Consider the following 24,493-nt stretch of genomic DNA (forward strand, 5'->3'; position numbering starts at 1 on the left):
CAAGTTCAGCGGTAGTCAGTCTTTTGTTAGCGGTTTTCTTAAGTAACTAAGCCGTTGGCTTAACTGAATTCAAGACAGCCTATAATGAGTCCAAAAACGCTAGTAGTGCTTCGCGTTCACTGCTACTCAAAGCTAATACTTTTTGTTTTGCCATTTCTGCTTCACCACCATGCCAAAGTACCGCTTCCATAACGTTTCTTGCGCGACCGTCATGAAGTAAGAACGTATGACCGTTCACTTCTTTGGTATAACCTAATCCCCAAAGTGGTGTGGTACGCCACTCTTGACCATTGGCAAGATACTCAGGGCGATTGTCGGCTAAGCCTTCTCCCATATCGTGCAGTAACATATCGGTATATGGGCTGATTAGCTGTTTAGACAACGCAGGTAAGCCTTCACGTTCTGCTGTGCGAATTTCAGCTTGGTGGCAACTTTGGCAACCAATAGCTTTAAACAGTTTTTTACCTTGAACAACCGCAGGCTTATCAACGTTGCGACGAATTGGAACCGCCAAATGCTGCGAATAGAACTCAACAAAATCTAGGATATTATCGCTGACTTCAGGTTCACCACCATTTGGAAAATCATCACAGGTTGATTGAGCTGATGTGCAGTTTTCGTTCGGGAACAAACTGCTTGTTAAGCCCAAATCGCCGTTAAATGCTGCAGCATTTTGTTGCATTAGGTTTGGCTGTCCGGCTTTCCAACCAAATCGACCCAACGCCATTTCGTTAGTTTGAACATCAAGAACATAATTGGCTTTGCCTGTTACGCCTTGGCTGTCCGCAGCTTGTTGCTTCGCGAAGCCAAGAATCGTTTCTTGTGGGATGCTCTCAAGCAGACCAAGACCAATCATTGGCGGCGCCACTCGAGCTGAAAACTCGGTCTTAGGATGCATCTCGCCGAAAGCAAGTTCAGTAATATTTAAAGTGGGTTTACGCAGAGTAACGACGGTGCCGTCTTTGAATTCAACAGGAACATCCGTGTAGCTAATGTTCACTTTGCCCTCTGGTTTTACACCTTGAAGCGCAAAATCTTGTAGCTGACCGCCGTACGTCGGCTCTGGAATTCCACCATCTCGAATGAAGGCTTGTCGCTGCTCAGGCGTTTCAGCCGGAATGCTTAAACGAACCAACATGGATACTGCGTTCTCATCTCCTTCTTCTGGCGCGTGACCACGACCATCTTTGATGTGGCAGTTTTGACAGCCGTTAGTATTAAATAGTGGTCCTAACCCATCACGAGCATCGGTTGATGACGGTGCAGGAACCCAAGGGTTTCTAAAGAAGCTATTACCTACGCTGAAATCCAAGCGCTTACTCATTGGTAGATTGGCTGCGGGAAGGGAAAAAGCGTTCGCTCCTTCTTTCTTCACGGTCGTTTTGCCGCCAGAGTAGGTTTCATGAGCGTGTAATGGAGATACGAAAAACAGTGCGGTTAATAGTGAGGCTGAGAGATACGACTTCATACATTGCCTTGCTGTGTTTTTGATTTTAGTTTTTATGTGGGTGTGGCTTTCTTGAGGATCAAACAATTAAGGGCTCAATCAGAGCCCTTACATTTGTGTCGGCTCGGGTTCTTAGAACTCGTGATCCGCTGTGTCTGGGTTTAGGCTATCAATGCCAATCACACCCGCAGCACGCTCAATAGCCGCTGTTTGAGACACTAGCGCAACAATTGTTTTGTTTACTAGTGCATTACCCGCAGCGTTGTCAGCAGCGATTAGCTGATCGAAGTGCTGGTTGTTTTTCTCTGCAGACGTTACTAATTCGCCTACTTGTGCACGTGCTAGGTCAAACTGCTTTTGAATCTCTTTCGCAGCTTGCTCATCTTTTTGCTCTACTAGGTCGAACAGGCTTGGGCCGGAAAGCAGAGTACCGTCTTCACGCTTGTATAGACCCGTGTAAACGTTGTAGATGCCTTGCTCGTTGTAGTAGTGAGAGTTGTGCGTGTTATCAGAGAAGCAGTCGTGCTCATCTTCAGTAGAGTTAGCTTCTAAAGCCACCTTCATACGCTCACCAGCAAGCTCACCAAGAGACAGTGAACCCATGCCGAATAACATTTTACGTAGGCCGTTTTCGCTAGATTCAGAAAGCAGTTCTTGACGGTAGTTGCCTTTCTCGCCTTCAGCCCACTGCTTTTCCATCCATTCTAGGTCTTGGATAAGTAGCTCAGCAGATGCTTTTAGGTATGCGCCACGACGGTCACAGTTGCCGTTAGTACACTCAGCGCCAACAACGAAATCAGTGTAAGCACGCTCACCTGCACCGCTGTTTGTACCGTTTAAATCTTGGCCCCAAAGTAGGAATTCAATTGCGTGGTAGCCAGACGCTACGTTCGCTTCAGAACCACCGATCTCGTTCAAGTCTGCGATTAGCTCAGGGGTGATGTTGGTTGCATCAACGGTAGTCTGACCAATTTGGAAAGTCTTGTTAGCCACGATGTTTGCGCTAGCGCCTTCGTTACCAAGTTCATATTGGTAATCAGTCGAAACATAATCAATCAGGCCTTCATCAAGTGGCCATGCGTTCAGTTGGCCTTCCCAATCATCAACAACAGCGTTGCCGAAGCGGAAAACTTCTGACTGTTGGTATGGTACGCGAGACTCAAGCCAAGCTTGTTTTACTTGTTCGAAGTTGCCAGCAGAAGGAGAAGCTAAGAAGGTATCAATAGAAGAGTTCAACGCTTTAGCTGTAATTACTGAATCTGCAAACACTGCATGCGCAATATCTGCGTAATGTTCTACAACTTGATCTTGAGTTACTGCTGCGAAAGAAGAAGCAGAGGCAAAAATGAGTGACGAAGTTACGGCTTTTGTCACTAAAGATTTAATGGTCATGAAGCATCCTTGTTGAGCTTTAAATTATTATTCGTAGTAATAGTGCAAACCATTATCATTTGCACTACGGATTCAAATAATACAAACTTACAATTTTATTGCAAGATAAATACAAAAAAACCTCACATATGTGAGGTCTTTAAACATTTTTATGTTAAGCGTAACAAAGAGGCTAATCAGATATCCAGATTATGCTTACCGTGTGAGACTTTTGCCTTCAGGTAGCTTTCATTACCCGATTTGATATGAGCAGAGGTATTCACCACTTCTTCAATCTCAATACCAAAAGATTTTAGCTCATTGATCTTCTTAGGGTTGTTGGTGACTAAGCGGATTTTTGTAGTACCTAAGGCGCGTAGCATTTCAGCAGCTTCAGTAAAATCGCGTAGGTCATCGCCAAAACCTAGGTGGTTGTTGGCTTCATAGGTGTTCATGCCTTCGCTTTGCAGACGGTACGCATCGATTTTGTTGTACAAGCCAATACCACGACCTTCTTGGCGTAAGTAAAGAATCACCCCACCCGTCTCACCCATAATTCTAATGGTTTCGTCTAACTGCTCGCCACAGTCACAGCGAGAAGAATGGAAAACATCACCAGTCAGGCACTCAGAGTGCATACGAACAAGAGGTATGTCTTGTGTCTTGTCTGCTGATTTAAATATCACAGCAACATGCTCTTTATCTGTTTTCAATCCATGAAAAGACAGAAGTTCAGCATCTATACTGCTTGTTACCCCTACTTTGAAATCTATTCTGGCACGCACTTCCGCCATAGCTATACTCACTTGAAAATTCGATGTATTTAACAACACTACATTATATGTCTAGGCAATATTTTGTAGCTAACTATCTAATGATAGACACTATGAGGCTGTTAACAATTTTTTTCAAGGTCGACCTCGTACAAATTGTTATAATATAACAATTATTTTTCACATAAGAAAAAACCCCACATTGGGATGACCAACATGGGGTTATAAATTAATCAGTTGCGGCTAAGACTACGATTTTTTACAGAACGATCAACTTACTTGAGTTTGCTTCCAGATGACAAGCTGAACCCAAGCGTTCTCTAATTCGGTTAACTCTTCTTGAGTAAGCGTAGAAATGCTCGACTTTGCACTGTATTTTTCTGCCCATTTATCAGATCGGACATGAGTATGGAACTCTTTCTTTAAATTTGAGATTACGTTATCCACAGATACATCCTTATATAGCAGTGCTTAGCCTTTATAATCAGTCAATGTTACAAAATACAGGTCAATTGGTAAACAGTAATACACAATTTTTATGAGCTCTTCCTAACACTTTTTACTGATAAATATATAAATAAGAGAAATGATAGGCTCGGTAGCAACCAAAGTAATAGATTTGAAACCTTCATCGCCGGCTTATAAAGTACAAATTCACCAAATCTTTCCGTCATATATCGAGTAATCTCATTATTACTCTTCCCTGCTTTCACCATATTGAACACAACAAGGCGTAAGTCTTTTGCTATTGGTGAGTTGGATTCAATCAGATTTTGGTTTTGACATTGTGGGCAGCGTAACGTTTTCGCCAAGCTAATAGCACGTTGCTGTTGTTCTGGGTTTTCAAACTCAAACAGTTCAACTTGAATACTCGTCTCTTTATTACTGGCAGTAAACAGATCTTCAGCCATGGTTGAAAGGCTAATCACTAAAAGAGCTGACAGCATAAACAAGGTTTGTACTAGAGACTTCATCATCCATTCACACCATCAAAATACATCGCAAGTTCATCTTTCCATACCATTTCATTAATCACGCCCAATAGCTTTTTAATGATCTGGCCATTAGCATCAACCAAATACGTTTCAGGTGTGCCGATTACGCCCAACTCTAATGCTAACTTGCCTTGAGGGTCACTGATCACGGTTGAGTACGGGTTGCCATCGTTCGATAACACGTTAATCGCAGCCCCAGAGTTATCTCGATAATTAAGCCCAACGATGGGAATGCCTTTATCGTGAAGTTGAAGCAAAAATGAATGTTCGGTTTTACATATCCCGCACCAAGATGCCCATACATTAACCAGTTGATAAGGGTGCTGCGTGACATCAGTAAGCGTAATTTTCTGCTGACCATTGACGCCTTCACTATTCACTAACGCAGTCGATGTAAATTCTGGAAATGCCCTTTGTTGTTCAGACACAATGGTCGACTGCTGCTTATTATCAAGCGCAAAGACAAATCCCAGCACCACAATCAATGCTAAGGCAATTAGAGTAATTAGCTTGTTACGAACGCTGGTATGCATACTGTGACGCCTTAACGGTTTTCTTTTTACGATGAGTCAATGAGAGCAAAGCGCCGATAATGGAGAACAGCCCACCAAACCAGATCCAGCGCGCATACGCCTTATACTGAACACGAAATGCGTAAGCGGTGGAATCGACTTTCTCGCCCATGGTGATATAAACATCGCCATGCCAGAACCACTTCATTGCAGGCTCACTCATGTTCATAACACGAACTTGGTAGTGTCTTCTTTCTGGCGCGATGGAAAAGCTTTGCTCGCTAGCATCTAATTCGAGTATCGCTTTTTCTGCAGTAAAGTTGGAGGCGACATAGAGCTCGGTATCACGATGAGAGAGCGTCCAACCCATAAACTCAACCTCTTCACCTGGGCTCAATTTGTAACTTCGCTCAAATGAATGGTAACTGTTCATCGCGGCACCTATCGCTAACACTGAAACCCCAACATGGGCAAAGGTCATCACCCAGACTTTACGTTGAAACTTGGAACTGCGCGTTACTGCCAAGCCATACACATGAGTGAGTAAAACCCAAAATGCGAGTGACCATGTCATCAGCACCATCACTTGGACCTTCTCTACTTGCAAAGCGTAACAGACAAACCCGAGGCAAATAGATGCTAGAGCGATCAACGTAATAACGCCTTTCGATGCTTGAGGCTTAATACTCAGCAATGGGGCAAGGCCGACGACAGCCAACGCAAGCAAAGCCAAAGGTGCAATCAAGAGATTAAAGTAAGGTGCACCGACCGAGATATTTCCCAGTCCAAGCAGTTCAAATACCATGGGATAAAACGTGCCGAACACTACGACAGCAGTCGCGAGAACAAAAATAAGCACCGCAACTAAGCTCAAAAAGCTTTTGCTCGCAAAGCTAGTGATTGGATTCGACTCGAAAGATTCACCACGAACAATAAGAAGAGAAAACGAACTCACTAACACCAAAACCAGTATCAGCAACAGCGCGATACCTTTGGTTGGGTCAACAGCAAAAGCATGAACGGAAGTGAGGACGCCAGATCGAACAATAAAAGTACCGAGGATACTTAAACAAAACGTAATGAAAGCAAGGCTAAGTGACCACTTCAGCAACTGTTGCTTGCCTTTAGCAACACCCAAACTGTGCAATAGAGCGGTTGATGTTAGCCAAGGTAATAGGCTGGCATTTTCTACCGGGTCCCAGAACCACCAACCACCCCACCCTAACTCGTAGTATGCCCACCAAGAACCAAGAATGATCCCTGCGGTTAAAAAGATCCAAGCGACCAAACAACAACTGCGACAATGAGCGACCCAATCGAACTCAATCGGATCCACCAGCAAAGCGGCCACAGCAAATGCCAAGACCACAGAGAAACCAACATAACCCAAATACAACAGAGGCGGATGGAATATCAAACCAACGTCTTGCAGCATTGGGTTAAGGTCACGCCCTTCAAGTGGCAAGGTCGAATTCAGTTCAAATGGGTTCGAAGCAAATAAGGTAAACCATGCAAATATCGCGAGTAACACATTCATCACCCACAATACGTGGCTCTGATACTCAGAAGAATATTGCTTTTGTAGGGCAATCACACCCGACCAACAGCTAATGGTTAAGACCCAAAATAGCAATGAGCCTTCATGTCCAGCCCACACAGCGGCCATTTTGAAGAAGGTGGGTAATTGAGTATTGGAGTGTTCTGCAACATAGAGGATGGAAAAGTCGTCACCTACAAAGGCATAGCCAAGTAAAACGATAGCGCCAATGGAAAACAAAGCGCTAGAGAGGGAGAAACTGCGAATTAAAGCCACATTTTGTGCTTGTTTAGTTAGCATTTGATACATCGAATACACAGCGATAATGCTGCTGAGAACAGCGACCAAAATTAAACTAAACAGCCCCAAAGAACCGACCATATCACCTCAATCAGGCTCTACCTAAGCAGAACCAAGTTAAACCATTATTGGCATTGATTGCTCAACTAGCTGATGTAACTCAACTAGCTATTGCTACTCAGCGAAAAGAAATTTAGTGAGCAGATGTTTAGTATCCAACATCCACTCACTTATAACCTTGAGCGAAATTAAGCTAACGTTAATTGTCCTGCATAAAGGACAAACGTTCTTAGCATTAATACGCCCATCAGACTCAATGAAGTAACAGAGAAAATATACACAGTACTATGGCGAACCGATGCTGGTGTCACGGCGTTAAGCAACAAGGGTAAAGCCATACCCACACCAATTACGCCATACCAGAACCAACTTGCCCAGAAACCACCGCCAATCGCGTTCCATACTGCCTGCTCACTTTGACCACCAGCAAATATCAACCCAGTGAAGAAAGTAACAAGGACAAACAGTTCAAACATAACAACAGGACGTTCGAAGCCGTGGATCCAAGAAATACTCGCACTATGCGGAGACTCCTTAAAGACCAACACACCAAATAAAATACATGCCGCCGCTCCCGAGGATAAACTCGAGAATAAGAACAATATCGGCAACACTGGGTTATTCAGCATTGGGAAGGTATTTAGCGCAGAGAGTAAGAAGCCAGTGTAAGCCGCAAGTAATAGCGCAAGCACAGCTAAGAATATTTCAAAAACATTCTCAAAAGATTCTAATTTGCCAATCCAGTTACTGACAAAATCGAGTCGCCCTTTTAACCATGCTTGATCACTCAAGAATACGGCAATCTGATTTCGGAATATAATGCCGATCCAAACAAATAGGATCACCATATACACTTGGAATAAGATCACACCCATCGACATCACTGACGTCGGATTATAAAAGATCATGATCTTCCAAAATGATAGTGGTTTCGTCAGGTGGAAAACCAAGATCAATAAACCTGAGATGATCCCGAATGGTGCTAGAAAAGCCGTTGCCTTTAATACACCATTATTCGCTGGATCGTCCTCAATCACCTTTCTCTTAAGGTAAATCGAGATCATCACTGCACCCGCTGACATACCCGCCAAAAACAGATAGATAGCAATGATCCAGTCCCAAACCACGGTACCTGATTGAAACGCTGTATCCCATGCACTCATAATCAAATCTCCCCTTTTTGGTGTGGCACTTTATAGAGTTTTGGCTGAGTTCCTAGATAAGCCTTATCTCTGTAAACCACTTCAGATTTAAGTACCTGGTTTATCTCGCTCTTAGGGTCATTTAAGTCGCCAAATATCAGCGCATTGGTAGGGCAAGATTCAACACAAGCAGGTAATTTACCTTGCGCAAGATTGGTATCGCGGCAGAAGTTACATTTGTCGGCCGACTTATTCTTAGGATGGAAGAAGCGCACTTGATATGGACAAGCTAGCAGGCAATAACCACAGCCGACACACTTCTCTTTATGTACATCAACAATTCCTGTCTTCTCATCTTTATAGGCGGCGCCTGTTGGGCAAACCATCACACAAGGTGCATTATCACAATGTTGACAAGAGTTACGAGTGAAACGGTAATCAACATTTGGATATTCACCTTGAGGTTCGCTCTTTATGATTTCTAAGCGCGATACGCCTTCAGGCACTTTGTTTACTTCACGACACGCCTCAGTACAAGCAGTACAGCCAATACAAGCGGTTTCGTCATGAACCATTCCGTAACGCTTGGTGCCATCTTCCTGAACATTAGCCAGCGTTTTGCGGCTTGTAACCGCTGCAGTACCTGCAACACCAGTTGTGAAAATAACGGCACCCGCGCCAGCTAAAAAGTTTCTTCTTGAGCAGCTCATAGATTACTCCCCTTCTTTCTTCTGGTTGAAGTCTGAATGGCAATCCACACACAGCTTGATGGTTTGCTTTTTATCTAAGCCAAGCACCTTCGCTTCACTCGCATGCACATCGTGACAGTTTGAACACGTTAAGTTTTGTGCGTGTACGTCATGAGTCCAACTCGCTTCGCGCAGATCATCAGGCTTATGACAATCTATACATTGGCTGTTGGCATCTAGGATTAAGCTAGGATCGAGGAAAACCTTTTCGGTTCCGGGTTGTGATTGAGCCGCGCGATACTTCACCACCTCAGGTGCACCATCACGGTGATCGGGGCCAATAGAACTATGACAATCTGTGCAATTCACTTCACGGCCAAGCAAAGCGTGCGCACTCTCACCATGTGAACCAAATACCGTTTCTTTAGAATCTTTATGGCATTGGACACACTTGTAATCTTTGTCACGTATTAATTCGACTTCATGTCTTGTTGACTCTCCTACTGGCGTAACAGCAGGCTCTGCAACAGCATGAATGGAATAACCATAGAGGCAGAATGCTAGAAGGGATTTAAGCATTATGACTATGGCCAATTTAATATTGCCCATTTTATCCTTTCCTTATACCGGCATTATTTAACTCTCAACTAAATAATATTCCGGTTAAACAAAAGTACCCTTAAACGATATTATTACCGCTTAAATGATATCAATTCTTATTTTGGATAAGCCACAACGCTTTCTATATTTAGAATATACCCCTAATTAGGTAAAGCGAAATATACAAAGGGTAATATGTGAACACAATCACCCTATTTATAGTGAGGGCATGTCGGGTAATTGTTTGTTATATATGATAATAATTCTCAATAAGACCAGTCTAACTTGATGTCCACATACCCCTTTAGGGTTATATAAACTTCAACGTGATTGAAGTCACTGTCATTAATTGATCTAAAACATGCAAACATCCGACACGTAACAAAATGTGTTTATTTATGAATTAATATAAACAGCAATTCTCCAGTTCTTAATTTGAATAGCAAACTCACAACGCTTGGTATAAAAATCAGTATATTGGAGATATCACTGTGAAAAAGCACTGGATACGTAATTCCGTCACAGCACTATTAATGGTTAGCGCATCACTAGCAAGCGCGACCAGTTTTGCTGCGTCTGAACAAAAAGAAATTGGTGATCCTCGTAACGACCAGTTCGAGCAAAACCACCCAGATCAATATCATTCATGGAGACAAACGTCAGAGAGCGAAGCCATTGAAGACGCACTAAAAGAAGATCCAAACATGGTTATTCTATGGGCGGGCTACGGTTTCGCGAAAGACTACAACAAAGCCCGCGGCCACTTTTATGCGGTTGATGATGTAAGACAAACCCTGCGTACTGGCGGACCAACCGACGAAAATTCAGGCCCAATGCCAATGGCGTGCTGGAGCTGTAAAAGCCCAGACGTAGCACGCGTTATTGAAGAGCGTGGTGAAGACGGCTACTTTGAAGGTAAATGGGCTCGTCTTGGCAGCGAGATAGTCAATCCAATTGGTTGTGCCGACTGTCACGATACTCAAAGTGAAGGCTTTAAAAATGGCGAACCTGCACTAAAGATCACTCGTCCTTATGTTGAACGTGCGTTCGATGCGATTGGGAAGAACTTCGAAGAGCAAGGTCGCTTTGATCAGCAAGCCTCTGTGTGTGCTCAGTGTCACGTGGAATACTACTTCACGGGTCCAACAAAAGGTGTGAAATTCCCTTGGGATAAAGGGACGCGTGTTGAACAGATGGAAGAGTACTACGATCAGATTGGTTTTAAAGATTGGACACATAAAGTCTCTAAAGCACCAATGCTAAAGGCTCAGCACCCAGGTTACGAAACTTGGCGTGAAGGTATTCACGGTAAGAACAACGTCGCTTGTGTTGACTGCCACATGCCTAAAGTGACGAAAGAAGACGGTACCGTTTACACCGACCATAAAGTAGGTAACCCGTTTGACCGCTTCGAAGACACTTGTGCTAACTGCCATACTCAATCTAAAGAGACCATGCGTAACATCGTTTCAAGCCGCAAAGCTCAAGTACTAAACATGAAGCTGACCGCTGAGAAACAAATCGTAGCCGCTCACTTTGAAGCAGGCGCAGCATGGGAAGCAGGCGCAACAGAACAAGAGATGGCACCTATCTTACAAGATATTCGTCATGCGCAATGGCGTTGGGACTACGCTATCGCATCTCATGGTGTTCACATGCACGGGCCTGAAGTAGCCCTAGAGGTTCTTGGAACGGCGGTTGACCGCGCAGCAGACGCGCGAACTAAGATTGTTCGTCTACTTGCGAAGAAAGGCATTACCGATCCAATCGAGATTCCAGATATCTCAACCAAAGAAGCCGCTCAGAAAGCGCTAGGAATGGACATGGATAAGATGAATGCTGAGAAGCAACACTTCTTAGACACCGTGGTTCCTAAGTGGGAAGAGCAAGCTGAAAAGCGTGAAGCTAACTACGAATACTAGTTCCTTCAAATAGACCAATAAGATAAAACCAGTCACACTGTAAAGGTGTGGCTGGTTTTTTAGATTTGGGCGCACTCAACCGTCCCAATTTCACATTACCTTTTAGCTAATTCAAGGAACAAAGAATGAAGCACTTACTTTCGCTTTCGGCATTATGCATCGCATTAACAAGTTCAGGACTTCACGCCTCAGAACGAGCAGAAACAGGGTGGGAAATGATTGAGGAAGGTGCGCTGGTCGTTGATGTCAGGACACCAGGAGAGTTCAAGCAAGGTCATCTGGACAATGCGATTAACTACCCTCTTTCTGAAGTCGCTACGCACTTTGCCAGCATAGACAAAGCTCAACCTATCGTTTTGTATTGCCGCAGTGGTAACCGCTCAGGACAAGCTTACCAGTATTTGAAAGCTCAAGGGTTTACACAGATCCACAACGCTGGCGGTTTAATTGAGATGCAAGAAAGCAAATAATCTCGAAATTACAGATAGTGCCCGTTTAACGGATCATTTGCTTAGCTTGGTTGATCGAATGGATGATAGAGACACGATCAATGCCTTTCTGGTTAGAATCGAGAATTTGAGTCCAAGCATCGATCGCTTGTTGGTAGCGCATACTGATGAAGTGATCGGTCGCTATCAACATCAATGCCGTACGATCGTTGGGATCAAGCTCCATGGATTGATTTAAGAGCACTTTCACATCATCACTCATCGCCTGTGAACTTAGGTAATACAAGGCGCTCGCTTTAGCTGCATAAAGCCCTGAAGGCGCCTGTGGGTCTAAACGAATCGCATAGTCGTAACAGGTAAATGCAGCATCAAACTCCCCTTTCTGCATATAAACACCACCAAGCTTAAACCAAAGGTCTGATTGATTAGGGTCTTGCTCCAGGCTCTGCTGAAGTTCATTTTGGAAATCTGTTGCTGTATAGCTGCTGTCGTCACTTGAAGTAAGTTGAGGGGCTTCTTGTTTCATCTGAGACCAAACCAGAATGCTGGCTAATATCGCCACACATGAAATAAGGAGGTTGCCTTTAAGATGACTGGTTTTTCTGTTTGATGCGATCACGATTGCCACTAGAAATAGGCTCATTAGCAGCAAAGCAATCAGTAACCAGATATCCATTCCATTCTCCTTTCATTGACGCTTTACTGTACCTTTTTCTCACTAAAACAATATTGATCGAGGTTTAGCTATTGGCTTTTAAACAAGTCACAGCCAAATTCTAGGTAATAAAAAACCGAGCACAATGGCTCGGCTTTTTGTCTCAACTTCTATTTATAGAAGTGAAAGATTACTCAGTGTCTTGCTCGCTATCAGAAGCGTCTGATGCTTGCTCTTCACTTGATTCAGAAACGACTGCTGCTTCAGCGTTTGCTACTTCAGCTTCGCCTTCAACAACCTCAGCTTCTTCTACTTCGTCGATACGTTGTAGACCTACAACGTTCTCGTCGTCAGAAGTACGAATCAGTGTTACACCTTGAGTGTTACGACCAACTTGGCTCACTTCCGCAACGCGAGTACGTACTAGCGTACCTGCGTCGGTGATCATCATCATTTCGTCGCCTTCTTCAACTTGAACAGCGCCAACAACTGGGCCATTACGTTCAGAGACTTTGATAGAAACCACACCTTGCGTTGCACGGCCTTTCGTTGGGTATTCAGCTAGTTCAGTACGCTTACCGTAACCGTTTTGAGTCACAGTTAGGATATCGCCTTCGTTAGAAGGAACAATCAGTGAAACCACTTGATCGTCTTCTGGAAGCTTCATACCACGAACACCAGAGGCAGTACGGCCCATTGCACGTACTTTGTCCTCGTTAAAGCGAACAACTTTGCCCGATTTAGAGAACAGCATGATGTCGCTATCACCGTTAGTGATGTCAACGCCAATCAGTGAATCGTCGTCACGTAGGTTAACTGCGATTAGGCCGTTAGCGCGTACGTTTGCGAATTGATCCAGTGATGTCTTCTTAACTGTACCGTCACCCGTTGCCATGAAGATGAATTTCTCGTTAGAGAACTCAGAAACAGGCAGGATAGCCGTAATACGTTCACCTTCTTCTAGAGGAAGAATGTTCACGATAGGCTTACCACGAGCAGTACGACTTGCTAATGGTAGTTGGTAAACTTTCAGACGGTATGTCTTACCACGAGTAGAGAAACATAGGATGTTATCGTGAGTATTAGCAACAAGCAGACGCTCAATGTAATCCTCATCTTTCATCTTAGTTGCACTCTTACCTTTACCACCACGACGCTGAGCTTCGTAGTCGCTTAGGATTTGGTACTTAACGTAACCTGCGTTAGAAAGCGTTACTACAACGTCTTCTTGAGCAATCAGCTCTTCCATGTCGATGTCATGAACTGCCGCTGTGATTTCTGTACGACGCTCGTCGCCATAGATTTCACGTACTGCTTCAAGTTCTTCACGGATAACTTCCATCAAACGCTCAGTGCTTGCAAGAATGTGCATTAGCTCAGCGATTTCTTCTAGAAGGGCTTTGTACTCGTCTAGAATCTTCTCGTGCTCTAGGCCAGTTAGGCGGTGAAGACGAAGTTCTAGAATAGCTTGTGCTTGTGTTTCCGTTAGGAAGTATTGACCATCACGGATGCCGTATTGGTCTTCCAACCAATCAGGACGAGCCGCATCAGTACCTGCACGCTCAAGCATTGAAGCAACGTTACCAAGATCCCAACCACGAGACACTAAACCAACTTTAGCTTCTGCTGGTGTTGGCGCGCTCTTGATCAGTTCAATGATTTCATCAATGTTAGCAAGTGCTAGAGACAATGCTTCAAGGATGTGTGCACGGTCGCGTGCTTTCTTCAATTCGAAGATAGTACGACGAGTCACAACTTCGCGACGGTGGTCTACGAAGCACTTAAGCATGTCTTTGATGTTGAACAACTGTGGTTGACCGTTATTCAACGCAACCATGTTGATACCGAAAGTCGTTTGCAGTTGAGTTTGAGCGTATAGGTTGTTAAGAACCACTTCGCCTACTGCATCACGCTTACATTCAATAACAATACGCATACCGTCTTTATCAGACTCGTCACGCAGTGCACTGATGCCTTCTACTTTCTTATCTTTAACCAGTTCAGCAATCTTCTCGATCAAACGAGCTTTGTTTACTTGGTAAGGGATCTCAGTAACGATAATGGTTTCTTTACCATTCTTCTCTACTTCGATATCCGCTTTTGAACGCATGTAAACCTTACCGCGGCCAGTCTTGTAAGCATCTACGATGCCTTTACGACCACTGATAAGTGCTGCTGTTGGGAAGTCAGGACCAGGGATATAGTCCATTAGCTCATCAATAGTGATATCTTCATTATTGATAAATGCTAAACAGCCATCAACAACTTCACCAAGGTTATGTGGTGGGATGTTGGTAGCCATACCTACTGCGATACCAGAAGCACCGTTTACCAATAGGTTAGGAATTTTTGTAGGAAGTACTGCTGGAATTTGTTCTGTACCATCGTAGTTCGGTACGTAATCCACAGTTTCCTTATCAAGGTCAGCCAGGAGCTCGTGAGCAATTTTCGCCATACGAACTTCGGTATAACGCATTGCAGCCGCGGAGTCGCCATCGATAGAACCAAAGTTACCTTGGCCATCAACTAGCATGTAACGCAGTGAGAACGGTTGCGCCATACGAACAATAGTATCGTATACAGCACTATCACCATGTGGGTGGTATTTACCGATTACATCACCTACTACACGAGCAGACTTTTTATATGGTTTGTTCCAATCATTACCTAGTACATTCATCGCGAACAAAACGCGGCGGTGTACAGGTTTTAGGCCATCACGCACATCTGGAAGGGCACGACCAACGATGACGGACATCGCGTAGTCTAGGTATGAACCTCTAAGCTCATCTTCAATATTTACGGGCGTGATCTCTTTCGCTAGATCGCTCATAGAGCCATTTTCCCTCTATAGTCAGATCGTATTTTTGAATACGTATAAGACCGAAAAATATAACACAAATTTACCTACGGAGGCATCACTTTCCCTCTCCTTTTACCATCTTGTGACCCTTGTAGCCAATCAATTGATGAGAAATTGCACCTCCGCATCATATCTTGCTGAAACATGGTCACTTTACATCCAATAAACTAGCAAAATTGTAGATCTTCTGGTCAGAGCGAAAAGGCAAGTTATAATGCCTGCAATTTCATGGATGCATTATTTAACTTGGAAATGCCGATTATGACTAAATCACAGAACGTAGACCCAGCAGAAATCAAAAAATTCGAAGACATGGCGTCGCGCTGGTGGGATCTGGAAGGCGAGTTTAAGCCTCTACATCAAATCAACCCACTGCGCCTAAATTACGTGCTAGAAAAGACCGAAGGTTTATTTGGTAAGAAAGTCCTCGATGTTGGCTGCGGTGGCGGCATTTTGGCTGAAAGCATGGCTGTTGAGGGCGCAGTAGTCATTGGCCTAGATATGGGTAAAGAACCGCTAGAAGTGGCACGTCTTCACGCATTGGAAACTGGCACCAAGCTCGATTACATCCAGAGCACCATCGAAGACCATGCAGAACAGAATCCACAAACTTACGATGTGGTGACATGTATGGAAATGCTAGAGCACGTTCCTGATCCACAATCTGTGATTAGTGCATGTTCAAAATTAGTGAAACCGGGTGGTCACGTGTTCTTCTCTACCTTGAACCGTAACTTCAAATCTTACCTGTTCGCTATTGTTGGTGCAGAAAAGCTACTTAAGATTGTTCCTGAGGGCACTCATGAGCACGAGAAGTTCATTCGCCCTGCAGAACTTATCAAGATGGTCGATAACACTCCGCTGCAAGAACTAGGGATTACAGGGCTGCACTACAATCCTCTTACGGACACTTATCGTTTAGGCACAAATGTAGACGTAAACTACATCGTCCACACGCAAAACTTTGGCTAAAAAATATCGGTAGCCCTACCGTAAAACCTTTTGTAAAAAAGACGAATGAAAAGAGTTGCAATTACCATAACTTTGCGACTTTTTTCAGTCTAAATTTCGTGCGCTAGCTTCCATTTTGACCACCTCGATTTAAATTTAATCGCCTAAAATCAATCGCCCATTTTGGCCAAAGATCAAGGGATTTTTTTTTATGGGCGTGCAAAAATAAAGCATCATTAAAAGCCGACTTTTATACAATCAAGTCACATATAACCTCATCAGTTAGTGGTCACTTACAGTTTTTTTTCAATCCACCACTTATCCACAAGCAACCCCATTTCTTTACCTTGAAAAATATCAGTTGTAGCACTATCTTGTAACCCAACAAACAAATGACCCCTATATGTTGTGTTTGAACTACAATGTATGGGTAGACCAAGATCACAAAGCCGAAACGTAATTTACAAAAATTACACAGAAATACACAAAAACACGGCCTTGTTCAGTTTTGTTAGGGAAATTAAGCAGAATGAACCAACAACTTACTGTTACCAAGCGTAACGGGCGCAAAGAAACGATCGATCTAGAGAAGATCCATCGCGTGATTACATGGGCAGCTGAAGGCTTGCACAATGTTTCTGTATCACAAGTAGAATTGAAAGCTCACATTCAGTTTTACGATGGCATCACCACTACTGACATTCATGAAACTATCATCAAGTCAGCAGCGGATTTAATCTCTGAAGAGACTCCTGATTACCAATATCTAGCAGCACGTCTGTCTGTATTCCACCTACGTAAAAAAGCGTACGGCGAATACGAGCCGCCTGCACTGTATGACCACGTTGCAAAACTGGTTGATATGGGTAAATACGATAGCCACCTTATGGAAGATTACACGAAAGCTGAATTCGAAGAGCTTGACGAGTACATCGACCACAAACGTGACTTAGACTTCTCTTACGCAGCGGTTAAGCAGCTCGAAGGTAAATACTTCGTGCAAAACCGTGTAACGAAAGAAATCTACGAGAGTGCTCAGTTCCTTTACATTTTAGTTGCTGCGTGTCTATTCGCTAAATACCCGAAATCGACTCGTCTTGACTACATCAAACGTTTTTACGACGCATCGTCTACGTTTAAGATTTCTCTACCTACACCGATCATGTCTGGTGTACGTACGCCTACTCGTCAATTCAGTTCTTGTGTACTGATCGAGTGTGGTGACAGCCTTGATTCAATCAACGCGACAGCAAGCTCAATTGTTCGTTACGTATCTCAACGTGCTGGTATTGGTATCAACGCAGGTCGTATCCGTGCACTTGGTTCTGAAATCCGTAATGGTGAAGCGTTCCACACAGGCTGTATCCCTTTCTACAAATACTTCCAAACAGCAGTAAAATGTTGTTCTCAAGGTGGTGTTCGTGGCGGTGCAGCAACGGTATTCTACCCACTATGGCACGGTGAAGTTCAGTCTCTATTAGTACTGAAAAACAACCGCGGCGTTGAAGAGAACCGAGTTCGTCACATGGATTACGGCGTACAGCTGAACAAGCTTATGTATTCTCGCCTAGTTCAGGGTGGCAACATCAGCCTGTTCTCACCTTCAGACGTACCTGGCCTTTACGATGCGTTCTTCGAAAACCAAGACCGTTTTGAAGAGCTATACGTTAAGTACGAAAACGATCCTTCAGTGAAGCGTGAAACGGTTAAAGCCGTTGAGCTTTTCTCTCTGCTAATGCAAGAGCGTGCTTCTACTGGTCGTATCTACATTCAGAACGTTGACCACTGTAATACACACAGCCCGTTTGATTCTGAAGTAGCGCCTGTTCGTCAATCGAACCTATGTCTAGAAATCGCGCTTCCTACTAAGCCACTTTCTAACGTAGAAGATGACGAAGGCGAAATTGCACTATGTACGCTTTCAGCATTCAACCTTGGCGCAATCAATGAACTGGACGACCTAGCAGAGCTTTCTGAGCTGGTTGTTCGTGCTCTAGATGCACTGCTTGATTACCAAGACTACCCGCTTCCAGCTGCATACAAGTCGACAATGAACCGTCGTACTTTAGGTGTAGGTGTAATCAACTACGCATACTACCTAGCGAAGAATGGTGTTAAGTACTCTGATGGCAGCGCGAATGGCCTGACTCACCGTACTTTTGAAGCAATTCAATACCACTTGCTAAAAGCATCTGTTGAACTAGCGAAAGAGCAAGGCCGTTGCCCATCTTTCCACGAGACCAACTACGCGAAAGGCCTACTGCCAATCGATACTTACAAAAAAGATATCGACTTAGTCTGTGAAGAGCCACTGCACTACGATTGGGATTCTCTACGTGAAGAGATCATGGAGCACGGTCTGCGTAACTCTACGCTAACAGCGCTTATGCCTTCTGAGACATCGTCTCAAATCTCGAACGCGACTAACGGTATCGAGCCACCACGTGGTTACGTATCAGTGAAAGCATCGAAAGACGGCATCCTTAAGCAAGTGGTTCCAGATTTCCTAAATCTTAAAGAGAACTACGAGCTACTTTGGAACATTGGTTCTAACGACGGTTACCTACACCTAGTGGGTATCATGCAAAAATTCGTTGACCAAGCTATCTCTGCAAACACTAACTATGACCCAAGTGTTTACGACAGCGGTAAAGTACCAATGAAGAAGCTGCTTCAAGACCTACTAACAGCGTACAAGTACGGTGTTAAGACGCTTTACTACCATAACACTCGTGATGGTGCTAAAGACGACCAAGGCGATGCAGTTCAAGTGCCGGAAGAAGATTGTGAAGGCGGCGGTTGTAAGATCTAAACCGCAATAAACATTAAGACCCCAGAGAAGAGTTATCTTCTCTGGGTTTAAAGCATTAACAGGGTCCGTTTTATTACGGGTCTTTAAAGGATTTGAGGCATTTATGGCTTACAGTACTTTTTCTCAGCAAAAAAATGACCAACTAAAAGAACCAATGTTCTTGGGTCAGTCGGTAAACGTTGCACGTTACGACCAACAAAAATTCGAAATCTTCGAAAAGCTTATCGAGAAGCAGCTTTCTTTCTTCTGGCGTCCAGAAGAAGTAGACGTGTCTAGCGACCGTATCGACTACAACAAGCTTCCTGAGCATGAAAAGCACATCTTCATCTCTAACTTGAAGTACCAAACGCTTCTAGATTCAATCCAAGGCCGCAGCCCTAACGTTGCCCTACTTCCATTGGTATCTCTACCAGAAGTTGAAACTTGGATTGAAACTTGGTCTTTCTCTGAAACGATTCACTCTCGTTCTTACACGCACATCATCCGTAACATCGTGAATGATCCAGGCGTAGTATTCGACGACATCGTTGAAAATGAAGAGATTCTGAAGCGTGCTAAAGACATCGCTTTCTACTACGACGACCTAATCAAGCTAACGGCTGACTACCACCGCTACGGTGAAGGCAACCACAGCATCAACGGCGAAGACGTTAAGATTTCACTTCACGACCTGAAGAAGAAACTTTACCTATGTCTAATGTCTGTAAACGCACTAGAAGCGATTCGTTTCTACGTAAGTTTCGCATGTTCATTTGCATTCGCTGAGCGTGAGCTAATGGAAGGTAACGCGAAGATCATCAAGCTAATCGCTCGTGATGAAGCCCTTCACCTTACTGGTACACAGCACATGATCAACTTGCTACGCAATGGTCAAGATGATTTTGAATTCATGCAGATCGCTGAAGAGTGTAAGCAAGAGTGTTTCGACCTATTCAAAGAAGCGGCTGAGCAAGAGAAAGAGTGGGCAGAATACCTATTCAAAGATGGCTCTATGATTGGTCTGAACAAAGACATTCTTTGCCAATACGTTGAGTACATTACCAACATCCGTATGCAGGCTGTTGGCCTAGGTACGGCTTACCCAGCAGCAACGTCGAACCCAATTCCATGGATCAACGCTTGGTTGTCTTCAGATAACGTTCAAGTTGCTCCACAAGAAGCAGAAATCAGTTCTTACCTAGTTGGCCAAATCGACAACGAAGTAAAAGCTGACGACTTTGAAGGATTTGAGCTGTAATGCCAACAATCAAAATCAACAAACTGACTTCAATTGAATCTAACCCTTCAAACACTCTGTTGGAAACAATGGAACAAGCTGGGTTAGAGCCAGAATACAACTGCCGAGATGGTCACTGTGGCGCTTGCCGCTGCACGTTGGATTCTGGTGAGGTCGAGTACGTTGGTTTTGCTATGGCTTACACGCAAAGTAATGAGATATTGCCTTGTATCTGTAAAGCAAAGACTGAGCTATCGCTGAGTAACGTTATTCATAGAAACAAGCAAAAACGCGCATAAGCCAGCTGGCTTTAGGTCACTTTGTTCGAATATCGTCAATAAGAATCAAAAAAGGGTCCGCTTCCTTTAGGAATGCGGACCCTTTTCTATTTATGTCTTTAGGTATCTAAAGCGACTCGTCTATCACTTAACCAAATCTTCCTGTTGGCTTGTGTCATACAAAGCCAAACGTTTATTGCTGAGTCAGGTTAAGAGTCACAGAGCCAATATAACAAGCGCTTCGGCACTCTCCACAGCCGTTACACTTATCTTTGTCCACTGTAGGCAACTCTCCTACTTCGATGTGTATTGCACCAGCTGAACACGCCGTTTGGCATGCTGAACAGTCCATTTGCATGTAATTATTGCAGCTATCCGCAAAGCTCGGCTTGAGGTCGATATAAGGCGTGACCGTTGGATGAAGTGCGTCGGTCGGACACACTTCAGTGCATTTGTTACACATAGAACAACTGTTGTAATCCAAATTCAGCAGCGCACTGCCCTCTAGCATCTCAATAACGCTATTTGGACACGATTGTTCACACAATCCACAACCGTCGCAAAGACGCTCAAACAGCACCTCATCGACCGCTCTTGGCGGTCTTGCATGCAAGCGCTGTGATATCTCTTCATAATTCGCGGCTGCTTTAACCGGTTTAGAAAGTCGAGTTAAGAAACCGCGTCTATTTGAATTTATTTGTTCAGACATTAGTCGATATATAACTTTTTAGTAGCAACGTTTAAATTATATTCAGATATTAAGTACTTAAACCAATCTATTACATCAACCGATAGCTTTTTATAAAAAGATAACTCTGATGCTTTATTTAGTTTTTCTAAATAAACAGAAGACCAAGTTAATAAGTGACCCTCAAGCAATTCACCGGCTGAATTAATATTATTATTTTCTAACAAATACGCATGAGCGAATAACATTAAACCAAATTGATCTTCCGGCTCTCTTAACCCAGTGTCTAATTCAATCTGATTCAATTCTAAAAACTGGCGATACTCAACCGTAGAAGCACCAAACACAACGCGGTCTTTATCTAGGTACACAGAACCCCAAGGCGGAGCTGGCATGTCTCCAACGCCTTCAAACAGGCGGCTGAACTCTGCTGCGAGCGCATCTTCGTCTTCGCTTCTTAATGCCTGCAAGCATTCTTCAGAGAGTACTTCGCTCTCAACCAAAGCTTTGACAATGGTGATTAACTGTTCTTTACTTGTCGCTTGATAAAATAGCGAACCCAACAATTTATGCGTATCGATAATCATTATTATTTATACCGTTATAGGTTTAAAGATAATTATATTAATTAACTCATTTCATTCTTTGATCTATTTTATACATTCAATTCATAAACTTTAAATTCCACACTTATTTGATGCCAATCAATCAATAATTCGAAATAAATACATAAAGAACAAACTACCTATAAAGTGCTCGCTATCAATAGCAAAAGGCATCTTAGAATGACGAATAAGAAAGAATCTGGGGTAATGAATCTTACTCGAAGAGGCTTCATGAAAGCTTCCTCTGCAGTAGGTAGTGCAGCTGCACTTGCGGGCGGTATTGCATTACCTTTCAAATCCAAACCAGTAGCGGCTGCAGTTGCTGAAAATGTGGATGAGAAAATCGTATGGAGTGCATGTACAGTAAACTGTGGCTCTCGCTGCCCACTGCGTATGCATGTACAAAACGGTGAAATCAAATACGTAGAAACAGACAACACAGGCACTGACGAATACGGTCATCACCAAGTTCGTGCGTGTCTACGTGGTCGCTCGATGCGCCGCCGTGTTTATAACCCAGATCGCCTAAAGTACCCAATGAAACGTGTGGGTAAACGTGGTGAAGGTAAGTTTAAGCGTATTAGCTGGGAAGAGGCTTATGATGAAGTCGCTGGCACCATGCAACGCCTTATCAAAGACTACGGTAACGACACTATCTACCTAAACTACGGTACAGGTACGCTGGGCGGCACGGTTACTAAATCTTGGCCACCAGCTCAAACGCTGATTGCTCGTCTAATGAACCTAAGTGGTGGTTACTTAAACCATTACGGTGACTACTCAACAGCGCAAATCACGAAAGGCTTGAGCTACACCTACGGCGGTTGGGCAAACAACAACTCTTTCTCTGATTTAGAGAACACTAAACTTAACATTCAGTTTGGTAACAACCCTGCTGAGACACGTATGTCTGGTGGCGGCCAGATCCACCACTACGTTGAAAGCAAAAACAAATCAAACGCAAGAACGATCATCATCGACCCTCGCTACACCGATACTGCCGGTGGCCGTGAAGATCAATGGATCCCAATTCGTCCTTCTACAGATGCGGCATTGGTAGCGGGTCTTGCACACGTGATGATCACTGAAGACCTTGTCGACCAACCGTTCCTAGACAAATACTGTGTCGGTTACGATGAGAAGACCCTTCCTGCATCAGCGCCTAAAAACAGCGACTACAAATCTTACATCCTAGGTTTAGGTGAAGATGGCGTAGAGAAGACACCAGAATGGGCTTCTAAGATCACGGGTATTCCAGTTGACACCATCGTTAAGCTTGGCCGTGAAATGGGCACAGCGAAACCATGTGCGATTCACCAAGGTTGGGGCTTACAACGCACTGCGAACGGTGAACTAGCGTGTCGTGCAATCGCGATGCTGTCACTGCTCACTGGTTCTGTGGGCGTATCAGGCGGTTCAACAGGCGCTCGTGAAAGCGACATCAACATTCCATTTGTGCGCTTCCCTACTGTGCCAAACCCAGTTGAAACGTCTATTTCAATGTTCATGTGGACAGACGCGATTTACCGTCACCATGAAATGACCGACATCACTGATGGTGTTCGCGGTGCAGAGCGCCTTAAGAACCCAATCAAGATGATCTGGAACTACGCAGGTAACTGCATCATTAACCAACACTCAGACATCAACAAGACTCACGCGATTCTTCAAGATGAAAGTGCGTGTGAAATGATTGTCGTGGTTGATAACCATATGACGTCTTCAGCGAAGTACGCCGATATCATCCTGCCAGACTTAACAACGTCTGAGCAAGACGACTGGTGTATGGACGGTAAAGCGGCGAACATGCCTTACTTCATCTACGCGCAGAAAGCGATTGAGCCTCAGTTTGAAGCAAAATCTATCTACGAGATGTGTACTCAGCTTGCGAAACGAATGGGCGTAGAAAAAGAGTTCACCGAAGGCCGTACTCAAGAGCAATGGATTGAGCACCTTTACGCAGAAACTCGTAAGAACGATCCAACACTGCCAACCTTCGAAGAGATGAAAGAGCTGGGTATCTACAAACGTAGCTACGACCACCACTACATCGCTTATGAAGATTTCCGTAAAGATCCTGAAGCGAACCCACTGACCACACCAAGTGGCAAGATCGAGATCTACTCAGAGCAACTGGCTGATATCGCGAAGACTTGGAAGCTGAAAGAAGACGAAGTGATTCACCCACTTCCGATTTACGCGGACTCTTTCGAAGGTCATAACGACCCACTAGCAGAGAAGTACCCACTTCAGCTAACCGGTTTCCACTACAAGGCTCGTACTCACTCGACTTACGGCAACGTTGCAGAAATCAAAGCAGCAGCACCGCAAGAGTTGTGGATCAACCCAATCGATGCAAAAGAACGTGGTATTGATAGCGGCGACATGGTGAGTATTTTCAACGACCGTGGCGAAGTACATATTCCAGCGAAAGTGACACCTAGGATTCTTCCTCGAGTTGTCGCACTAGGCGAAGGTGCATGGTACGCACCAGATGGTCAGAAGATCGACCATGCAGGCTCTATCAACGTGCTGACGACTCAGCGCCCGAGCCCACTTGCTAAGGGTAACCCTCAGCATACAAACCTAGTTCAAATCAAAGCGCTAAAGAAAGCATAAGGTAGGTTG

The 24,493-nt window shown here is 44.1% G+C and carries 21 protein-coding genes; 7 read left to right on the forward strand and 14 right to left on the reverse strand.

Features of this window, described 5'->3' with window-relative positions:
• Window positions 1-79 precede the first annotated feature (79 nt).
• From AB4307_RS15195 to nrfB, 10 genes are all read right to left on the reverse strand, one after another.
• Window positions 80-1,468 carry a di-heme oxidoreductase family protein gene (locus AB4307_RS15195; protein ID WP_372132308.1) on the reverse strand — a complete coding sequence of 463 codons (1,389 nt, stop codon included), beginning with the start codon at window positions 1,466-1,468 and terminating at the stop codon, window positions 80-82.
• Between the two features lie 111 nt (window positions 1,469-1,579).
• Window positions 1,580-2,839: an imelysin family protein gene (locus AB4307_RS15200; protein WP_017063566.1), complete on the reverse strand. Its 1,260-nt coding sequence runs from the start codon at window positions 2,837-2,839 to the stop codon at window positions 1,580-1,582.
• A gap of 176 nt (window positions 2,840-3,015) precedes the next feature.
• Complete coding sequence (locus AB4307_RS15205) at window positions 3,016-3,612, reverse strand: GTP cyclohydrolase II (protein ID WP_009848836.1); 597 nt, start codon at window positions 3,610-3,612, stop codon at window positions 3,016-3,018.
• A 249-nt stretch (window positions 3,613-3,861) separates the two neighbouring features.
• Complete coding sequence (locus tag AB4307_RS15210; RefSeq protein WP_017063565.1) at window positions 3,862-4,038, reverse strand: hypothetical protein; 177 nt, start codon at window positions 4,036-4,038, stop codon at window positions 3,862-3,864.
• A gap of 89 nt (window positions 4,039-4,127) precedes the next feature.
• Window positions 4,128-4,568, reverse strand: a complete 441-nt coding sequence (nrfF, locus tag AB4307_RS15215; RefSeq protein ID WP_372132311.1) for a heme lyase NrfEFG subunit NrfF — start codon at window positions 4,566-4,568, stop codon at window positions 4,128-4,130.
• Complete coding sequence (locus AB4307_RS15220; protein WP_017063563.1) at window positions 4,565-5,119, reverse strand: DsbE family thiol:disulfide interchange protein; 555 nt, start codon at window positions 5,117-5,119, stop codon at window positions 4,565-4,567. The genes nrfF and AB4307_RS15220 overlap by 4 nt, the downstream gene beginning before the upstream one ends.
• On the reverse strand, window positions 5,100-7,016 hold the full coding sequence (locus AB4307_RS15225) for a heme lyase CcmF/NrfE family subunit (RefSeq protein WP_372132314.1): 1,917 nt from the start codon (window positions 7,014-7,016) through the stop codon (window positions 5,100-5,102). Before AB4307_RS15225 ends, AB4307_RS15220 begins: the two co-directional genes overlap by 20 nt.
• Before the next feature lie 167 nt (window positions 7,017-7,183).
• Window positions 7,184-8,158 (reverse strand): cytochrome c nitrite reductase subunit NrfD, encoded by a 975-nt coding sequence (nrfD, locus tag AB4307_RS15230; RefSeq protein WP_372132317.1) that lies wholly within the window; start codon window positions 8,156-8,158, stop codon window positions 7,184-7,186.
• Window positions 8,159-8,160: 2 nt separating this feature from the next.
• On the reverse strand, window positions 8,161-8,847 hold the full coding sequence (gene nrfC, locus AB4307_RS15235) for a cytochrome c nitrite reductase Fe-S protein (protein WP_017060985.1): 687 nt from the start codon (window positions 8,845-8,847) through the stop codon (window positions 8,161-8,163).
• Window positions 8,848-8,850: 3 nt separating this feature from the next.
• Window positions 8,851-9,435, reverse strand: coding sequence for a cytochrome c nitrite reductase pentaheme subunit (gene nrfB, locus AB4307_RS15240; RefSeq protein ID WP_008222036.1), 585 nt, complete (start codon window positions 9,433-9,435; stop codon window positions 8,851-8,853).
• 482 nt (window positions 9,436-9,917) lie between these two features.
• Here nrfB and nrfA point away from each other — a divergent pair, with 482 nt between their 5' ends.
• Both nrfA and AB4307_RS15250 read left to right on the forward strand, forming a co-directional pair.
• A complete protein-coding gene (gene nrfA / locus AB4307_RS15245) occupies window positions 9,918-11,348 on the forward strand; it encodes an ammonia-forming nitrite reductase cytochrome c552 subunit (RefSeq protein WP_372132320.1) in 1,431 nt (476 codons plus the stop codon).
• 125 nt (window positions 11,349-11,473) lie between these two features.
• Window positions 11,474-11,818, forward strand: coding sequence for a rhodanese-like domain-containing protein (locus AB4307_RS15250; protein ID WP_017063559.1), 345 nt, complete (start codon window positions 11,474-11,476; stop codon window positions 11,816-11,818).
• Between the two features lie 25 nt (window positions 11,819-11,843).
• On the opposite strand, the gene AB4307_RS15255 is transcribed toward AB4307_RS15250, so the two are convergent.
• Window positions 11,844-12,473, reverse strand: coding sequence for a tetratricopeptide repeat protein (locus tag AB4307_RS15255; protein ID WP_017066842.1), 630 nt, complete (start codon window positions 12,471-12,473; stop codon window positions 11,844-11,846).
• Window positions 12,474-12,642: 169 nt separating this feature from the next.
• Complete coding sequence (gene gyrA, locus AB4307_RS15260) at window positions 12,643-15,285, reverse strand: DNA topoisomerase (ATP-hydrolyzing) subunit A (RefSeq protein WP_017072500.1); 2,643 nt, start codon at window positions 15,283-15,285, stop codon at window positions 12,643-12,645.
• 258 nt (window positions 15,286-15,543) lie between these two features.
• Between gyrA and ubiG the strand changes: the two genes are divergently transcribed.
• From ubiG to yfaE, 4 genes are all read left to right on the forward strand, one after another.
• Window positions 15,544-16,287, forward strand: coding sequence for a bifunctional 2-polyprenyl-6-hydroxyphenol methylase/3-demethylubiquinol 3-O-methyltransferase UbiG (ubiG, locus tag AB4307_RS15265; RefSeq protein WP_372132323.1), 744 nt, complete (start codon window positions 15,544-15,546; stop codon window positions 16,285-16,287).
• Window positions 16,288-16,795: 508 nt separating this feature from the next.
• The gene (gene nrdA / locus AB4307_RS15270; RefSeq protein ID WP_017060992.1) at window positions 16,796-19,078 is read left to right on the forward strand and encodes a class 1a ribonucleoside-diphosphate reductase subunit alpha; all 2,283 of its coding nucleotides are present in this window, start codon (window positions 16,796-16,798) and stop codon (window positions 19,076-19,078) included.
• A 103-nt stretch (window positions 19,079-19,181) separates the two neighbouring features.
• Window positions 19,182-20,315, forward strand: a complete 1,134-nt coding sequence (gene nrdB, locus AB4307_RS15275; RefSeq protein WP_017063554.1) for a class Ia ribonucleoside-diphosphate reductase subunit beta — start codon at window positions 19,182-19,184, stop codon at window positions 20,313-20,315.
• Complete coding sequence (gene yfaE / locus AB4307_RS15280) at window positions 20,315-20,593, forward strand: class I ribonucleotide reductase maintenance protein YfaE (RefSeq protein ID WP_137001112.1); 279 nt, start codon at window positions 20,315-20,317, stop codon at window positions 20,591-20,593. The genes nrdB and yfaE overlap by 1 nt, the downstream gene beginning before the upstream one ends.
• A gap of 172 nt (window positions 20,594-20,765) precedes the next feature.
• On the opposite strand, the gene napF is transcribed toward yfaE, so the two are convergent.
• Window positions 20,766-21,281, reverse strand: a complete 516-nt coding sequence (gene napF, locus AB4307_RS15285) for a ferredoxin-type protein NapF (RefSeq protein ID WP_137001113.1) — start codon at window positions 21,279-21,281, stop codon at window positions 20,766-20,768.
• Window positions 21,281-21,847: a molecular chaperone TorD family protein gene (locus AB4307_RS15290; RefSeq protein WP_372132327.1), complete on the reverse strand. Its 567-nt coding sequence runs from the start codon at window positions 21,845-21,847 to the stop codon at window positions 21,281-21,283. Before AB4307_RS15290 ends, napF begins: the two co-directional genes overlap by 1 nt.
• A 198-nt stretch (window positions 21,848-22,045) precedes the next feature.
• Between AB4307_RS15290 and AB4307_RS15295 the strand changes: the two genes are divergently transcribed.
• Window positions 22,046-24,484: a DmsA/YnfE/YnfF family dimethyl sulfoxide reductase gene (locus AB4307_RS15295; RefSeq protein WP_017069171.1), complete on the forward strand. Its 2,439-nt coding sequence runs from the start codon at window positions 22,046-22,048 to the stop codon at window positions 24,482-24,484.
• Window positions 24,485-24,493: the final 9 nt, after the last annotated feature.

The sequence above is a fragment of the Vibrio sp. 10N.261.52.C2 genome, from assembly GCF_041471425.1.
In the GTDB taxonomy this organism is placed as follows: domain Bacteria; phylum Pseudomonadota; class Gammaproteobacteria; order Enterobacterales; family Vibrionaceae; genus Vibrio; species Vibrio crassostreae_C.

Coding starts and splice junctions, on each gene's coding strand:
- ubiG (WP_372132323.1), top strand. CDS start 15,544: ATGGATGCATTATTTAACTTGGAAATGCCGATTATGACTAAATCACAG.
- AB4307_RS15200 (WP_017063566.1), bottom strand. CDS start 2,839: ATGACCATTAAATCTTTAGTGACAAAAGCCGTAACTTCGTCACTCATT.
- AB4307_RS15195 (WP_372132308.1), bottom strand. CDS start 1,468: ATGAAGTCGTATCTCTCAGCCTCACTATTAACCGCACTGTTTTTCGTA.
- AB4307_RS15255 (WP_017066842.1), bottom strand. CDS start 12,473: ATGGATATCTGGTTACTGATTGCTTTGCTGCTAATGAGCCTATTTCTA.
- nrfF (WP_372132311.1), bottom strand. CDS start 4,568: ATGATGAAGTCTCTAGTACAAACCTTGTTTATGCTGTCAGCTCTTTTA.
- AB4307_RS15205 (WP_009848836.1), bottom strand. CDS start 3,612: ATGGCGGAAGTGCGTGCCAGAATAGATTTCAAAGTAGGGGTAACAAGC.
- gyrA (WP_017072500.1), bottom strand. CDS start 15,285: ATGAGCGATCTAGCGAAAGAGATCACGCCCGTAAATATTGAAGATGAG.
- AB4307_RS15220 (WP_017063563.1), bottom strand. CDS start 5,119: ATGCATACCAGCGTTCGTAACAAGCTAATTACTCTAATTGCCTTAGCA.
- nrfB (WP_008222036.1), bottom strand. CDS start 9,435: ATGGGCAATATTAAATTGGCCATAGTCATAATGCTTAAATCCCTTCTA.
- AB4307_RS15250 (WP_017063559.1), top strand. CDS start 11,474: ATGAAGCACTTACTTTCGCTTTCGGCATTATGCATCGCATTAACAAGT.
- AB4307_RS15290 (WP_372132327.1), bottom strand. CDS start 21,847: ATGATTATCGATACGCATAAATTGTTGGGTTCGCTATTTTATCAAGCG.
- AB4307_RS15295 (WP_017069171.1), top strand. CDS start 22,046: ATGACGAATAAGAAAGAATCTGGGGTAATGAATCTTACTCGAAGAGGC.
- nrdB (WP_017063554.1), top strand. CDS start 19,182: ATGGCTTACAGTACTTTTTCTCAGCAAAAAAATGACCAACTAAAAGAA.
- yfaE (WP_137001112.1), top strand. CDS start 20,315: ATGCCAACAATCAAAATCAACAAACTGACTTCAATTGAATCTAACCCT.
- nrfD (WP_372132317.1), bottom strand. CDS start 8,158: ATGAGTGCATGGGATACAGCGTTTCAATCAGGTACCGTGGTTTGGGAC.
- AB4307_RS15225 (WP_372132314.1), bottom strand. CDS start 7,016: ATGGTCGGTTCTTTGGGGCTGTTTAGTTTAATTTTGGTCGCTGTTCTC.
- nrfC (WP_017060985.1), bottom strand. CDS start 8,847: ATGAGCTGCTCAAGAAGAAACTTTTTAGCTGGCGCGGGTGCCGTTATT.
- nrdA (WP_017060992.1), top strand. CDS start 16,796: ATGAACCAACAACTTACTGTTACCAAGCGTAACGGGCGCAAAGAAACG.
- napF (WP_137001113.1), bottom strand. CDS start 21,281: ATGTCTGAACAAATAAATTCAAATAGACGCGGTTTCTTAACTCGACTT.